Genomic DNA, 15,163 nt, shown 5'->3' with positions numbered 1-15,163 from the left:
CTGTTACGCCCAGGCCATCCGCCGGTCGCGGGGCCACGAATCGGGAATCGGTCGGTGTCCGGCGGGTTCGATCGGTCCGTTCGCATGCCCGCAAGGTGGATCTCGGCCAGCGTGGTGAGCAGGTGCTTGCGCTCGGCGGGTGAGGGCCGCGGTGCGGCGCCCATGGAGGGTCCACCGCCACTCCACCGGCCATATCGCCGGACTGATGGGCGAGGGCTGAGGCGGTCGACCGGACCTGGCGACCGTGGGCGACTACCGTGGTCTGGTCCGGCCTGCGCGGCGGGACGGCGGCGGCGAAGGGAGATCGAACGTGGCAGGCGACAGCACCGACTCGGCGTGGTTGCGGACGTTGCGATCCGAGTCGGCCGCGCGGCACCACCTGCTGTGCTTTCCGCCCGGCGGCGGATCGGCGACGGCCTATCGGGACCTCGCGCAGCGGTTCGCGGCCGGCGTCGCGGTTTTCGCGGTGCAGTATCCGGGACGGCAGGACCGGGTGGGCGAGGACCTGATCACCGACTTGGTGACACTGGCGGACCGGATCGCGCACGAGGTGGTTGCGCAGCACAGGTTCGAGCGGCTGTCGTTGTTCGGGCACAGCATGGGCGCGACCGTGGCGTACGAGACCGCACGCAGGCTCGAGGACGCGGGGCAGCCGGTGACCACGCTGTTCGTGTCCGGCCGTCCCGCACCGGAATTCGAGGAGACGCAACGGCTGCACCTGGCCTCCGACGACGACCTCATCGACGACCTGGTGCGGCTCGCCTCGGATCCCGCCCCGCTCGAACTGCTGCGCGCGGAGCCGGGCCTCGCCGAACTCGTGCTGCCCGCCGTGCGTGCGGATTATCAAGCGGTCGAGACCTATCGCCACCGAGCCGGGGAGCCGCTGCGCGCCGATATCGCGGCACTGGTCGGCACGGACGACCCGACGATGCGACCCGAGCAGGCCGAGGGATGGCGCGCGTACACCAGCGGCGGATTCGACCGGGCCACGTTTCCCGGCGGGCATTTCTATCTCGATGAGCACGGCGCGGAAGTCGCCGGTTTCGTCGCGCGCCACCTCGGCGTCTGACCGAATTGCGGCGGATCAGTGCGGGGCGTGCACACCGGCGGCCGGGGCGTTCCGTCGGCGCACCGCCCACGCATAACCGATCCAGGACGCCACCACTACAGCTGCCGCCAGCGCCCGTACCGATCCGAGCGCGTCCTCGGGATAGATCACGCCGGTGAGGTAGTGGTCGATGAACCCGGTCGACGGCAGCCGCTGCTGCCCGGCGCGCTCGCGCGCCCAGTTCTCCAGATGTGTGAGCGGACAGTCGAAGCCGACCACGATCGTGCCGAATCCCCAGCAGACCGCGAGCAGGTGCAGCCAGATGGTGCGCGGGAAGCGCCACGCCAGGAACCCGCCGACCACCACGTAGGCCACGAAGGCGAAATGCGTGACGGCGGTGGCGTCGGCCGTCAGCCGGTAGAACACGCTTCCAGCGTAGCCTTCCGGCGCGCCGCGGGTCCGGGCCCGGCCGCTACCAGGGGGAGGGCTGATAGTCCTTGAGGAAGCAGCCGAACAGATCGGTGCCGTTCTCCCCCTGCACGATGGGGTCGTAGACCCGCGCCGCACCGTCGACCAGGTCCAGCGGCGCGTGGAAGCCTTCCTCGGCGAGGCGCAGCTTCGTGTAGTGGGGCCGTTCGTCGGTGATCCAGCCGGTGTCGACCGCGGTCATCAGAATGCGGTCCTGTTCGAACATCTCCCGGGCGCTGGTGCGGGTCAACATGTTCAACGCGGCCTTGGCCATGTTGGTGTGCGGATGTCCCGGGCCCTTGTAGGCGCGGGAGAACTGCCCCTCCATGGCCGAGACGTTGACGACGTACTTGCGGCGCGCCCGCGCGGCCGACATCGCCGGGCGCAGGCGCGAGACCAGAATGAACGGCGCGACCGAGTTGCACAGCTGCACCTCCAGCAGTTCGGTCGGATCGACCTCCGCGACGGTCTGCACCCAGCTGTTGGTGTACGCGAGGTCGGGCACCAGGCCGCCCGCGTCGATCGCGACACCGCGCGCGATGCGTTCCGGCGTCGCCGATCCCGCGACCAAGGCCAGTTCCGCGACGTCGGCCGCGGTCAGCGCGGGGGTGAGCGATGCGGTCAGGGCGGTCGGGTGCGCCTGCATGGTCTTGCCGAAACTCACCACCTCCGGCAGCGCGCCCGCGGGCAGCGGTCCCGCTTCGGCCTCGACCAGGGCGCTGTAGGCGCCGGGGGAGCGGCGCACCGTCTGCGCGGCGTTGTTGATCAGGATGTCCAACGGGCCCTGGGCGGCGACGTCGTCGGCCAAGGCGACCACTTGGGCGGGGTCGCGCAGATCGATGCCGACGATACGCAGCCGGTGCAGCCAGTCGGCGCTGTCGTCCATCGCGGCGAAACGCCGGATGGCGTCGTTGGGGAAGCGGGTGGTGATGGTGGTGTGCGCGCCGTCGCGCAGCAACCGCAGCGCGATGTACATGCCGATCTTGGCGCGGCCGCCGGTGAGCAGTGCCCGTCGTCCGGTCAGGTCGGTGCGGGCGTCCCGCTTGGCGTGGCTGCTCGCCGCGCAGTCCGGGCACAGCTGGTGATAGAAGGCGTCGACCTGGGTGTAGCGCTGCTTGCAGATGTAGCAGGGCCGCGGGCGGATCAGGGTGCCCGCGCTGGCTCCGCTGGTGTTCGAGCTGATCGGGATCCCCGCGGTTTCGTCGTCGATCCGGTTCGGCGAGCCGGTCGCGGTGGCGGCGACCACCGCGCGGTCGGCGGCCGAGACCGCCGCGCGCGCTTCGGAGCGGCGGCGCTGCTTGAGCTTTTTGAACATGTGCCCGACCGCCCGCTGCACGGCCATCGAGTCCGGATGATCCTTGTCGAGCGCTCCGGCGTGCTCCAGGACCCGAAGACAGGTCGCGAGATCCTCGGGATCGATCATGCTTTCGGCCATCGCGGCAGGGGACATCCTTCATCGAGCTGGGCAGACGACCGGCCTATTGTCGCAAACCCGCTACCCCGCGCCCCGGCGGGTAGGCGCGGTCAGCCGCTGCGCGGGGTGATGGCCGCGCGATCGGCGCGCAGATCGTCGACGAAGTTGGCGATCGCCTCGGCGACCAGCAGCGGCTCGGTGATCGGCAACCAGTGATTCGCCGGGACGGCGCGGCGCCACAGTTTGTCGACCCAGCGCGCCGAGGCGTCGTATATGGCGGCCGGGACGAAGGGATCGGTGGTGTCGACCAGCAACTGGACCGGGACGGCCGTCCGCCGCACGCGTGGTTTGCCGAGGTGGTGCAGCAGATTGGCCTGCGCGAGGCGGGCTCCGGCGACCAGATCGGTACGCCACGTGCGGGCCACGCGCGCGGGCAGCGGTGTGACGCCACCGAGGTGGTGCGCGATCAACCCGCGCACCCGCGGCGGGCAGAGCCTGCGGGCGATCGGACCGGGCGTCAGCGCCCAGCGCGCGCCGTGCAGCCACGAGCCCGGGTCGCGGAGTTCGCGCCCGGCGCGGGGCGCCAGCGCACGCAACCACAGGCCGAGATGATCGAGGTTCGGTCCGGCGATCGCCGTGAACGAGGCGATGCGGGTGTTGGCCCGTTCGTCACAGACGGCCTCCCACAGCTGAACGGCGCCCCAGCCGTGGCCGCACGTGTGCACCGGTTTGCCCGGGCCTGCGGCATCGATGACGGCGTAGAAGTCCTGCGCGAGCAGGTCCAGGCGGTACTCGGACACCGCCGCGGGGGCGGTCGAACGTCCGTGGCCGCGCACGTCGTAGGTGATGACCCGGAAGCCGTCGGCCAGGAGAGCCGCGACCGTCGACCAGACACGGTGGGTATCGGTGAGTCCGTGCACCAGTACCAGCGGGTCGGCGGCGGCATCACCCCATTCGTAGACGGCGAGCTGGGCGCCGTCCCGGTCGACCGTCCAGGTGCGGTCCGGGCGGGGCGTTTCGGTGGTGTCGAGCAGTTCGGCCATGTCCTTACCTCATTCGCTGCCGGCTACCGATCCGATGGCACGTCGCCGTCGTGCCCGACGTCAGTAATTCCGATACGGACAGTACGAAGAATTGACCCATCAAGGGAAAGGTGAAACGCCCGAATATGGCGCAGGTCACCACCGGTCGAGCGAGCTGGGTGCCGAACCACCGCCGAGTGAGCCGGTGGGCGGCCGGATGCCCCCGTGGGGGCCTCGAAATCCGCATGCGCGCACCGGCGATCCGGCTCGACCCCGGACGGTCCCGGCAGCGGCGCGGACCACTTGTTGACAACTCGCCAATAGTTCGGGAACCTGGGGCGGAACCGGCGACGGCGCCGGACCGGAGCGAGCAAAGGATCCAGCGATGGCACGCGCGGCGTGGAGTGACGACGAGGTCGAGGCGGTACGCGACCTGGCGAAGACGTTCTTCGACAAGGAGGTCGTGCCGTACGAGGAGAAGTTCGTCGCCCAGGGGCACCCCGATCGCGCGCTGTACAACCGGGCGGGTGAGCTCGGCCTGCTGTGCCCCGCGATCCCGGCCGAATACGGCGGCGGCGGCGGTACCTTCGCCCACGAGGCCGCGATCATCGAGGAGCAGGCGCGCGCGGGGGACGGATCGATGGGCATCCCCGTGCACAGTTCGATCATCGCGCCGTATCTGTACGAGTTCGGCTCCGAGGAACTCAAGCGGCGCGTGCTGCCCAAGGCGGCCGCCGGCGAGATCGTGCTGTCCATCGGCATGACCGAGCCCGGCACCGGATCGGATCTGCAGAACATCAAGACCCGCGCGGTGCGTGAGGGCGACGAGTACGTCATCACCGGCTCGAAGATCTTCATCACCAACGGCTGGCTGTGTGACGGCATCATCATCGCCGCCAAGACCGACCCGACCAAGGGCGCGGCCGGTGTCTCGCTGATCTTCGCCGAAGTCGGCGACGAGACTCCCGGCTTCAAGCGTGGTCGCATCCTGAGCAAGATCGGTGGTAAGGCCCAGGACACCGCCGAACTGTTCTTCGACGGCCTGCGCGTGCCCGCGTCCAACCTGCTCGGCGGCGCCGAGGGCCAGGGCTTCTACCAGATGATGCAGATGCTCGCGCAGGAGCGCCTGGTCACGGCGATCATCGCGGTCGCCATGATGGAGAAGGCCGTACAACTCACCGTCGACTACACCAAGGGCCGCGAAGCGTTCGGCAAGCCGCTGTTCGCGATGCAGAACACGAAGTTCGAGCTCGCCGAATGCGCGACCATCAGCAAGGTCTCCCGCACCTTCCTCGACGACTGCATCGACAAGCACCTGCGCGGCGAACTCGATATTCCCAGCGCCGCCATGTCGAAGTACTGGCTGACCGATCAGCTCGGTATCGTGGTTGACCGCTGCCTGCAACTGTTCGGCGGCTACGGCTACATGACGGAGTACCCGATTTCCCAGCTCTACACCGGCGCCCGCGTCCTGCGCATTCTCGCGGGCAGCAACGAGGTGATGAAGGATCTCATTGCCCGGTCTCTCTGACACCACCAGCGCGACCGCGGACGGTGGCGCCGATCCGGCGCTACCGCGCCGCCGCAGGCTCGAACCCGACGAGCGGCGCGCGCAGATCCTCGCCTGCGCGATCGACATGTTCGGCGAACGCCCGTACGCGGCCGTCTCCACCGCCGAGCTGGCGCAGCGGGCGGGCGTGGCCCGCGGCCTGATCAACCACTATTTCGGCAACAAGCGCGATCTCTACCTCGCGGTGGTGCGGCGTATGGTGACGCTGCCCAAGCTCGACAGCATGATCGTGCCGACCGGCACCTGGCGCGAGCGTGTCGACGCCAGTGTGCGCTGGCTGCTGGACACTATCGCCGAACACGGCAGCACCTGGGTGAAGGTGACCAGCCACGAAGGGGTCGGTGACGATCCGGAGGTGCAGCAGATCCTCGACGCGGCCGACGACGCGGCCGCCGAACGCCTGCTGTTGATGGTCGGACTGGCCCATTCGGCACACGATGCCGAACTGCGCGCGATGGTGCGCGCCTACGGCGGGCTGGTCAAGGTCGCGGGCCGGGAATGGATCACCCGCGGCACGCTCACCCGCGAGCAGGTGCACGACCTGCTGTGCGACATGTTGCTGACACTGGTCACCGAATCGCTGCCCAAGGTCGATCGCAAGCAGTGACCCGATGCCACGGATCACCGCGCGCCGCGGTAGCGAATGGCGCATGGGACGCACGGTTCATGACCGTGACGGCCATGGCCACCGCCACCACCGCGAGCGCGCACACCACGATGCCGGGCAGATTCGAGTTGTCGCCGAGCAAATCGCCGGCCCTGGCATCCCATGGGGGTGTCCCGGCCGCTCGACGTCGCCGTATCGGACGTGACTCCTCCTCCGAATGGCCGCGGTCACGCAGGGGCGTCGGTCGACCGGCATGCGCCTCGGCTAACAAATCCGCGAGCGTTGCGGAGAGTTTGTTATCACGGCCCGATCACGAATATTGGATACTTCGGATCAACTTTTCGCGTCGCGCGCCCTATTCTGTGTCGGTATATCGGGGCGGGTCCGGGCAGTCCGAGGTTCCTGCGCGGTGTGTTGCTGTGGAGAGGGAACCTGAATGACACGGGCAGAACGGCGTGATACGGATCGCTGGCCGCAGGCGCAGCCGGAGGGTCGCTGGTCGGAGGCGGAGCCGGAGCCCGACGGCCGCTGGGAGAACGACGAGGACGAGCGCTGGCCCGAGCAGTCGCCGAGCCGGCGCCGGACCGGGCGCCTGCGGGTGGAGATCCCGCCCATCGTCAATCCGTACGCGATCGTCGCCCTGGTGGCGGCACTGCTCGGGTTGTTCCCGGTCGCCATCGTGTTCGGCTTCATCGCCTTCAGCCACCCTCGCGGCCGGGTCATGGCGATGTTCGCGCTGCTGCTGGGCGTCGCGGAGATCACCGCGGTGGCGGGGATCGTCCTGCTGACGGGCAATTGGCTGCCCGACGTGATGAACCGCCAATCCGTGATCGCGCCCACGCCCGTCGCCTCGGTGCCCCCGACCGTCGAGCGTCCGGTGGCGACGACAACGGCGGCAGCGCCGAGCCCTGCCGTGACCACCACCCCTTCGGCATCGCAGGGACCGGTCACGAAAGGTTCGTCGTGCACCGAGGCGCAACTCGGCCAGATCGGCAGCGCCGCCGACGGTGGCACCCTGATCTGTCTCACCACCTCCGGGGGTTACCAGTGGGCGGGCCCGCACGTCGTCGCGACCGCCGTGCAGCAGGCTGGTTCGAAGTGCGACGCCTCCGGGGCGAAGACCGGACGCACCGCCGACGGCCGAGCTCTGGTGTGCGAGCTCAGCGGCCGCAGCGGCACCTGGGTGTTGTGGACCGAGTAGCGCGCGCTATTCGGTCTTCTTGGCGCGGCTCGGCTGCACCCGCGGCGGTTCGTTCGGCATCTTCGGGTACTGCGGCGGCCACGGCGCGTCCATGAGGCCGGCCGCCATGTCTCGTTCGGACATCTCCAGTAGCGGGGCGATGGACTGGGGCGCGCGGTCGGCCCACGGGTCGCCTGATTCGGCGTAGCGGGCGGGCACGGTCGCGATGGTCAGCTCGTCGGGTACCACCGAATCCAGATCGGACCAGCTGATCGGCGTCGACACCTGCGCACCGACCTTAGGCCGCACGCACCAGGCCCCGAAAACCGTCTTGTGCGGGGCGTTCTGATTGAAATCGATGAAAACCCGGTTGCCGCGTTCTTCCTTCCACCACTGCGCGGTGATGTCCTCCGGGTACCGGCGCTCCAGTTCACGGGCCAGCGCGACCGCGGCCGCCCGCACCTGATAGCCGTCCCACTTCGGCTCCAGCGCGGAGTACAGATGCAGACCGCGGGACCCGGAGGTCTTGATCCAGGATTCGATGCCGAGTTCGGCGAGCAGATCCCTGGTGCGGACGGCGGCGTGCCGCAGATCGGCGAAGGTGATGCCAGGCGAGGGATCGAGGTCGATGCGCAGCTCGTCGGAAATCTCCAGATTGTCGGCCCGGTTGGGCCAGACGTGGAATCCGAGGCACCCTTGGTTCACCGCCCACAGGATATGGGCCAGATCGTGGGCCACGAGGGCGTCGCTGGTGGTGCCGTTGGGCGTGGACACCTCCACGGTGCGCAGCCACCGCGGCGCGGATTTCGGCACCCGCTTCTGGAACCAGGATTTGCCCGATGCCCCGTCCGGGTAGCGCTCCAGCAGCAGCGGCCGCCCGCCGACCACGTTCAGGAAGGGTTCGGCGACCGCTTGGTAGTACCGCACCAGATCGAGTTTCGTCTCGCCGCGCTTGGAGAAATAGACCTTGTCCGGGTTGCTGATCGTGACGGTCCGGCCGTCGGTCTCGATGTCGAGGGACTCGCTCATCGCGCCGCGCCTTCGCCGAACAGCGTGCTCAGTTCCGCGGGCGCGACTTCGTCGAGCTGGGCGTAGGTGCACGACTGCGGGGTCCGGTCGGGCCGGAACCGCACCAGCCTGCCGCCGTGGCGCAGCCGCCCCGACTGCACGTGCTCGTAGCGCACCTCGGCGACCAGTTCCGGCCGCAGCGCCTCCCAGGACAGATCCTTGCCGCCGGTCCAGCGGCTGACGCCGCCGGGCATCTTGCCGTCCGCGGCGGCCTGCGCCGCGGCGTCGGCCCAGTCCCGCCACGGGTGGCTGTCCAGCGCGTTCTCCCGCAGCGGAGCGAGCTCCTCGATCAGTTCCGTGCGCCGCGCCGCGGTGAAGCTGCTGGCCACGCCGACATGGTGCAGGTGGCCCTCGTCGTCGAAGAGCCCGAGCAGCAGCGAACCGACTCCGGCCCCGTCTTTGTGCCAGCGGAAACCCGCCACCACACAGTCGGCGGTGCGCTCGTGCTTGACCTTCAGCATGACCCGCTTGTCCTGGAAATAGGCGAGGTCGTCGGGCTTGACCATCACGCCGTCGAATCCGGCGCCCTCGAAACGGGTGAACCAGTCCTCGGCCACCTCGGGGTCGTGGGTGAGCGGTGTGAGATGGACGCGCGCGAGGGCGGTGTCCAGAATCGTCTCCAGCAGGCGCCTGCGCTCGGTGAACGGCGCGCCGGTCAGGTCGTCGTCGCCGAGTGCGAGCAGATCGAAGGCGACGAAACTGGCCGGCGTCTCCGCGGCCAGCTTGGCGACCCGGGACGCGGCCGGGTGCAGGCGGTTCTGCAGGGTGTCGAAGTCCAGGCCCTGCTCGGTGACCACCACGATCTCGCCGTCCACCACGCAGCGATCGGGCAGCGCCTGCTTCAGCAACTCGGCGACCTCGGGAAAATACCTGGTCAAGGGCCGGTCGTTGCGCGACCCCAGCTCCACCTCGTCGCCGTCGCGGAACACGATGCAGCGGAAGCCGTCCCATTTGGGTTCGTAGCTGAAGCCCGGCTCGCGGGGCACCGCGGGCGCGGATTTGGCCAGCATCGGCCGCACTGGCGGCATCACCGGTAGGTCCACGCGATCCTCCTCGGGTTCGATCCTCACCCATACCGACGGCGCGCGCGAAGCGAACTCATCGGTATGCGGCCGCGGCTCGATCGTAGGCGTGGGCCCCGACAGGATCGTGGAACCCGCCGCTCAGTTCTCCAGCCAGCCGTGCTGGTCGGCGAACGCGGTGAGCCGGTCGCGAATGGTGAGGATCTCGCCCGCGGTGAGCGCGGGGCTGGCGTCCAAGAGCAGTTCGGTGATCAGGCGCTTGTGCTCGGCGACGGTGAGCTGTCCCGAACCCGTCCGGTCCTTTCCCTTGTGCCGTGCGGGTGGCGCGGGCGACCCGCCGACCACGGTGAGATTCACCGCCTTGGGACCGCGGTCGCCTTCGGTCACCTCGAATTCGAACACCCGCCCCTGCCGCAACTCGTCCTCGTCCAGGCCGATGTCGTTGACGTGGACGAACACGTCGGGCCCACCGTCCTCCGGCCGAATGAATCCGAATCCCCGAGAGCTGTCGAACGACACCAATTTCCCGATGGACACCAACACCCGCTCCTCGTCGCCGTCGCTACCCGGCCACTTTAACTCGCGTTTTCGCCGTCGTCGGAGGAAAGAGCCTTTTGCAACGAATGGAAAACCGTCAGTCCCTGACCGACCATTCCGTTCACCAGTTCGCTCACTCCGTCGGGTCCGTTCAGCACGGTCAGATTCGCGTTCGCCAACCCGTTCGACGCCTGCCGCACGATTTCCGGTAGTTGTTCGATCAACAACTGATCCAGCGCGATCCGATTGTTCGACGCGGCCGCCGCGGCTTGGATACGGGTGCGATCCGCCTCCGCCTCGGCCAGGATGCGCACCCGATCCGCCTCGGCCTGAGCAGGTTTCACGACCTCGGCCTGCAACTGCTGCTCCCGCAGCTCGGCTTCCTTGCGCGCCTGCTCGGCCTGGGCGGTGAGCACCTCCTGCAACGCCATCGCCTCGGCGAGCGGGCCTGCCTGCGCGGCCTCGGCGTTGGCCTTGTCGATATCGCGCTGGTATTGCGCGCGCAGGATCGCCGTCTCGCGCTGATATTCCGCCTGCCTGCGCTGGGATTCCTGCTCGGCCTGCGCCGCCGCCTGCGCGGCCTGCGATTGCGCGATCTGCGCGTCGCGCTGCACGGCGGCATTGTGCGGCGCGGCCAGGGCGGCGATATAGCCGAGGTTGCCGTCGTCGATGGACTGGATCTGGAAGGAATCGACCCACAGGCCGATATTGCTCATCTCGACTTTCGACGCGACGAGCACTTCGTCGGCCAGTTTCTGGCGCTCCCGGATGATCTCCTCGACCGTCATCGAGCCGACGATGGAGCGCAGGTGCCCGGAAAAGATGCGCCCGGTCAGCACCGACATCTCCCGCTCCTGCTCGGAGAGGAACCGCTGGGCGGCGTTCACGATGGACTGGGTGTCGTTGGCGACCTTGAACGCGATCACCGCGCGCACGTCGAGCTGGATGGCCTGCTTGGTGACGCACCGCTCCTTGATCTCGGATTCGAACATCGCCAGCGACAGGTAGCGCACCTTGCGGAACAGCGGAACCACCCAGGCGCCGCGCCCGATGATCACCTTGAACGGTGCGTTGTCCCGGCTCTTGCCGCCGCTGACCAGCATCGCCTCATCCGGGTCCGGCACGTGGTAACCCAGCACGTCTGTCTCCCTTACTGTCTCAGGTTTCTCCGGCCGGATCCGGGGTGAGCGGAATCCACGAGACGACGTCGACGACGCGCCCCGGATGGACCGCGATGACGAGCACAGCCGCACCGGCCGGGATCGGCTCGGTGGACTGTGCGATGTACAGCTCGGTTCCCCCGCGAATCGCGACCAGGACCTCGCCCAGCGTCCCGGCACCTCGGATCGGCGATGTGAGCGTACCCGTCAAACCCACCACGGGGTCGGTCATCCCGCGATCTCCTTCTTCCGGTTCCCGGACCGCCACCCTACGTCTCGCACAGCGCTTTTCGATATCGGCCGCGGCGGACGGCCGCGACGGCGCGGGTATGTTTCTTGCATGGCAGGTCGGCTGGCGCTGGTGGTGGGGTCGGAATGCGCGGCGCTGGGAGAACTGGGTTTCACCGACGAACTCGCCCAAGGGCTGTACGGAAGCCTGACCGACGCGGGCGGCTGGCGGCCTGCGATCGAAGTCGACGGACCGGTGCTCAATCCGACTGTCGCGCAATTGATCACCGCCGTGGACGCCGCGTTCGCGGCGGCATCGCAGCGGCAGGCCACGCTGCTGCTCGGCTTCATCGGGCACGGCGTCGCGACGACCTCCGAGGACTTCTACCTGCTCGGCCACGATTCCCCCGCGGATCCCACCTCGCACAACGCCTTCCATCTGACCCAGGAGATCCGCGAGCGGCTCGACCGCGCCGCGCTGGACGGGCTGGTGCTGCTCGTGGACGCTTGCGAAGCCGGTCAGGGCGTGCAAGGGGCCGCGCGCCGGTGGACCGATCTGCTGGCGCAGTCGGGCGGCCGGATGGAACTGCTGGTCGCCTCGGGTGACGGACCCGCCTACTCCGGGTGCTTCACCCGCGCCATGCTCGCCACCTTCGACCTGGGCCTGCCGCTGCGCGGCGAGAACCTGCTGCCCTCGGACCTGGTCGATCCGATCGCCGTGCAGTGCACCCACCAGCAGCCGCAGCATCTGTCCTTCAGCTCCGGCGCGGTGTCCACCACGCAGGGCGTCGACCCCGGCCTGTGGCTGGTGCCGAACACCGCGCGTCATCGCGACGCGGTGAGCGGGCGTTCGGCGGCCGGGTTCGTCGACCAGCTCACCCGCAGCCTGCTGTTGACGCCTGACGTCCGCGAGCGGCTGGACGCGATCGTCGACGCGGGCAGCCACCGGCTGCGGGCGGTGCTGGGGCCCGCGGGCGTGGGGAAGTCCACGCTGCTGGCGATGCTGATCCGGCCCAGCCTGGTCGACGGGCTCGCCGTCACCCCCGACTACATCACCGCCGCGGTGTTCCTCACGGTCAACAGCTCGGTGGAGTCGGTGGCCGCGGAGCTGGCCGCGCAGCTGGACGCGCGGCTGCCCGGTTTCCCGGAAGCGGCGCGCGCGGCGCGGGCGCATCGGCCCCGCGACGAGTTCGACATCTTCGACATCCTGGTCCGCCGCCCGCTGGCGCGCCTGTCCACGGCCGGACGCCGGGTCACCTTGGTGTTCGACGGGCTCAATCAGCCGCAGGAAGGGACCAGGCGGCTGCTCGTGGCGGCGATCGCCGATCTCACCCGCCGCGAAGACCTCCGGTACGTGCGGGTGATCGTCGGCATCCGGCCCGGGACCGGCGTCGAGGACGATCCAGGTCTGGCGCATATGTACCGCATCGATGTCGCCGAACCGGCGGCCGACGACATCGCCGCCGTGGTGGACTCGGCGCGCGGCACGGCGCCGGTCGGCCCGGTCGACTGGATCGGCTGGATTAAGCGGCTGCTGGCGGAGACCCCGACCGACGCGAGCGGTTCGCGCGTGGTCTCCGGCGGCTGGCTGGTGGCGCGCATCCTGCTGGAGGTCGCGTCCGGGTTGACCGACGGCGCGGTCGCCTCCGGGATCGGCCTGGACCGGGTCATCGCGCTACGCGTGGAGACCGCGTTGCGCGGGGTGGACCCCGCGACCGCGAGCGACGTGGCGGCTCTGCTCGGGCTACTGGTCGCGGCGGGTGTCGGCCCGGTGCTGCCGCTGGAGTTGCTGGATTCGGCCCTGTTGTCGCTCGGCGTCGACCTGAGCGCCGCCCGGGTCCGCGACTTCGCGGTGAATTTCGGCGCGTTGGTCACCCGCAGTCATCCCGGTACCGTGCGCGAGTCGCTCGGCGTGACCCACAGCGCGTTCCTGCCCGCGCTGCGTGCGGAATGCCACCGTCTCGGTGTGCGCATCGCGGACGCGCACCGTGCCCTGGTCGCGGCGATCCAGGCCGATGACACCGACCGGGCCGCCGACTACGCGCGGGGCGCGGCGGTGCGTCACTGCCTGGCCTACGGTGACTCCGCCTTGGCGATCGATTTCCTGATGAAGCTGGAAACCGGCAGGTCGGCCGACGACCGCGACCTGTGGGCCGCGTGGGCGCCCGACTTCGTCGATGCACTCGGGCCCGACCACCCCGACACCTTCACCACGCGGCAGCGGGGCGCCTATCACCGCGCCGAGAGCGGCGATCTGGTCGGCGCCGTCGCCGATTTCGAGCGATTGCTCGCCGACCGGTTGCGGGTGTTCGGCGCCGACGACCCGGCCACCTTGGACACCCGCGACAACCTGGCCGGCTACCGCGCCCGCTGCGGTGACTACTCCGGCGCAGGCGCGGAATTCGAGCAACTGCTGACCGACCAGCTGCGCCTGCTCGGCCCCGACCATCCCGAAACCCTGCGCACCAGGAACAATCTGGCGTCCAACCGCGGCGACATCGGCGATTTCGCCGGGGCGATCACCCGATTCGAACAGCTGCGCACCGACCGGGCCCGCGTGCTGGGCGCCGACCATCCGGACACCCTGCGCACCCGCAACAGCCTGGCGTACTGGCGGGCCGACAGCGGCGATCTCGCCGGCGCCCGCGCCGAATTCGAGCAACTGGTGGCCGACTACTTGCGCGTCTTCGGGCCCGACCACCCGAACACACTCGGCGCGCGCAACAACCTCGCGGCCTTCCGCGCGCGCAGCGGCGATCTGGCCGGGGCGGGCGCGGAGTTCACCCGGCTGCTCGACGACCGCCTGCGGGTGCTCGGCCCGGACCACCCCGACACGCTGCTCACCCGCGGGCGGTTGGCCGGATACCGCGCCGACAGCGGCGACCTCGCGGGCGCGATCGTCGACTGGGAGAAACTGCTCGCCGACCGGTTGCGGGTGCTCGGCCCGGATCATCCCGACACCTTCGCCACCCGCAACGAACTCGCCGGCTGCCGCGCCCGGCACGGCGACCTCACCCGCGCGGTCGCGGAACTGGAGGTCCTGCTGGTCGCGGAGTTGCGTGCGCTGGGCCCCAATCACGCGGCCACCATCCGCACCAAGAACACTCTGGCGTACTGGCGGGGCCAGGCCGGGGACTGAACGCTCGGCCGCGCGCGGCGGGTGGCGTCAGGAGCGATAGAGCGAGCGATACACGGTGAGCATCGCCAGGCAGTGCTCGATGATCTGCTCGCGGGTGGCCCGCAGCGAGCCGTTCAGCCACGCCGAGAACATGCCCGCGTTCCCGCTGGCCATGGTCACGGCCGCCAGCCTGCGCTTGACCGGGTCGTCGATGTGGCCGAACAGATGATCCTGCATGACCCGGGTGAAGACCGGCATCACCGCGAAGGTGGTCTGCCCGAGTCCGGTGCTGGAATACGGCTCGACCAGGAACAGCCGCGATTTGCGCGGGTCGGCGAGCACCTTGTCCACCAGGATCTCCGACAGCGCGCGGTCACGGGACGGGTCATCGGTGGCCGCGAAGGCCGTCATCGGCTCCAGGAATTCGTCGGCGACCTGGCGGTACAGCACGTCCAGCAACTCGTCGCGGCTGGCGAAGCTCTCGTAGAAGTAGCGGTCGGTGAGATTGGCCTTGCGGCACACCGCCCGCATGGTGACCCCGCTCGCGCCCGACTCCCCGATCAGGTCGAGCGCCGCCTCCAGCAGCGTCGCCCGCCGCGTCTCCCTGCGCTCGGTGAGCGTCGTCCCACCCCAGATCCGCGGGCCCCCGTCGTCGTCTGCTTCCTGACCTGTCTGCACGGCCCCACGATAATGCCTGGCGGCACACCCCGGCGCGGCCCGC

General features: G+C 69.6%; 14 protein-coding genes. 5 read left to right on the top strand and 9 right to left on the bottom strand.

What is annotated here, in order from left to right; genetic code table 11:
• The first annotated feature begins 310 nt into the window (after positions 1–310).
• On the top strand, positions 311–1,069 hold the full coding sequence (locus tag ACWEKR_RS19240) for a thioesterase II family protein (protein WP_452355616.1): 759 nt from the start codon (positions 311–313) through the stop codon (positions 1,067–1,069).
• Positions 1,070–1,084: 15 nt separating this feature from the next.
• Here the strand turns inward: ACWEKR_RS19240 and ACWEKR_RS19235 are convergent, their stop codons facing one another.
• From ACWEKR_RS19235 to ACWEKR_RS19225, 3 genes are all read right to left on the bottom strand, one after another.
• Positions 1,085–1,474, bottom strand: a complete 390-nt coding sequence (locus ACWEKR_RS19235) for a DUF2784 domain-containing protein (RefSeq protein WP_452355615.1) — start codon at positions 1,472–1,474, stop codon at positions 1,085–1,087.
• 46 nt (positions 1,475–1,520) lie between these two features.
• Entirely contained in the window at positions 1,521–2,951 is a 1,431-nt protein-coding gene (locus ACWEKR_RS19230) for an SDR family NAD(P)-dependent oxidoreductase (protein WP_452355614.1), read from the bottom strand.
• Between the two features lie 89 nt (positions 2,952–3,040).
• Positions 3,041–3,973, bottom strand: coding sequence for an alpha/beta fold hydrolase (locus tag ACWEKR_RS19225; RefSeq protein WP_452355613.1), 933 nt, complete (start codon positions 3,971–3,973; stop codon positions 3,041–3,043).
• Between the two features lie 364 nt (positions 3,974–4,337).
• Here ACWEKR_RS19225 and ACWEKR_RS19220 point away from each other — a divergent pair, with 364 nt between their 5' ends.
• The 3 genes from ACWEKR_RS19220 (at position 4,338) to ACWEKR_RS19210 (ending at position 7,330) form a co-directional block, all read left to right on the top strand.
• The gene (locus ACWEKR_RS19220) at positions 4,338–5,483 is read left to right on the top strand and encodes an acyl-CoA dehydrogenase family protein (protein ID WP_452355612.1); all 1,146 of its coding nucleotides are present in this window, start codon (positions 4,338–4,340) and stop codon (positions 5,481–5,483) included.
• Entirely contained in the window at positions 5,467–6,129 is a 663-nt protein-coding gene (locus ACWEKR_RS19215) for a TetR/AcrR family transcriptional regulator (RefSeq protein WP_452355611.1), read from the top strand. Before ACWEKR_RS19220 ends, ACWEKR_RS19215 begins: the two co-directional genes overlap by 17 nt.
• 436 nt (positions 6,130–6,565) lie before the next feature.
• Positions 6,566–7,330 (top strand): DUF4190 domain-containing protein, encoded by a 765-nt coding sequence (locus ACWEKR_RS19210; protein ID WP_452355610.1) that lies wholly within the window; start codon positions 6,566–6,568, stop codon positions 7,328–7,330.
• Positions 7,331–7,336: 6 nt separating this feature from the next.
• Here the strand turns inward: ACWEKR_RS19210 and ligD are convergent, their stop codons facing one another.
• The 5 genes from ligD to ACWEKR_RS19185 all read right to left on the bottom strand — a co-directional run bounded on the left by ligD (position 7,337) and on the right by ACWEKR_RS19185 (position 11,328).
• Positions 7,337–8,338 carry a non-homologous end-joining DNA ligase gene (gene ligD, locus ACWEKR_RS19205; RefSeq protein WP_452355609.1) on the bottom strand — a complete coding sequence of 334 codons (1,002 nt, stop codon included), beginning with the start codon at positions 8,336–8,338 and terminating at the stop codon, positions 7,337–7,339.
• Positions 8,335–9,420, bottom strand: coding sequence for an ATP-dependent DNA ligase (locus ACWEKR_RS19200; RefSeq protein ID WP_452355608.1), 1,086 nt, complete (start codon positions 9,418–9,420; stop codon positions 8,335–8,337). The genes ligD and ACWEKR_RS19200 overlap by 4 nt, the downstream gene beginning before the upstream one ends.
• A 120-nt stretch (positions 9,421–9,540) precedes the next feature.
• A complete protein-coding gene (locus ACWEKR_RS19195; RefSeq protein ID WP_159849674.1) occupies positions 9,541–9,942 on the bottom strand; it encodes a cold-shock protein in 402 nt (133 codons plus the stop codon).
• 32 nt (positions 9,943–9,974) lie between these two features.
• The gene (locus tag ACWEKR_RS19190; RefSeq protein WP_281873475.1) at positions 9,975–11,075 is read right to left on the bottom strand and encodes an SPFH domain-containing protein; all 1,101 of its coding nucleotides are present in this window, start codon (positions 11,073–11,075) and stop codon (positions 9,975–9,977) included.
• 19 nt (positions 11,076–11,094) lie between these two features.
• On the bottom strand, positions 11,095–11,328 hold the full coding sequence (locus ACWEKR_RS19185; protein ID WP_452355607.1) for a hypothetical protein: 234 nt from the start codon (positions 11,326–11,328) through the stop codon (positions 11,095–11,097).
• 108 nt (positions 11,329–11,436) lie between these two features.
• On the opposite strand from ACWEKR_RS19185, the gene ACWEKR_RS19180 reads away from it, so the two are divergent.
• A complete protein-coding gene (locus ACWEKR_RS19180; RefSeq protein ID WP_452355606.1) occupies positions 11,437–14,463 on the top strand; it encodes a tetratricopeptide repeat protein in 3,027 nt (1,008 codons plus the stop codon).
• A 27-nt stretch (positions 14,464–14,490) separates the two neighbouring features.
• On the opposite strand, the gene ACWEKR_RS19175 is transcribed toward ACWEKR_RS19180, so the two are convergent.
• On the bottom strand, positions 14,491–15,120 hold the full coding sequence (locus tag ACWEKR_RS19175; RefSeq protein WP_159849668.1) for a TetR/AcrR family transcriptional regulator: 630 nt from the start codon (positions 15,118–15,120) through the stop codon (positions 14,491–14,493).
• Between the last annotated feature and the right edge of the window lie 43 nt (positions 15,121–15,163).

Source organism: Nocardia sp. NPDC004573 (assembly GCF_053602135.1).
This window is presented reverse-complemented; position numbering and strand designations above follow the sequence as displayed.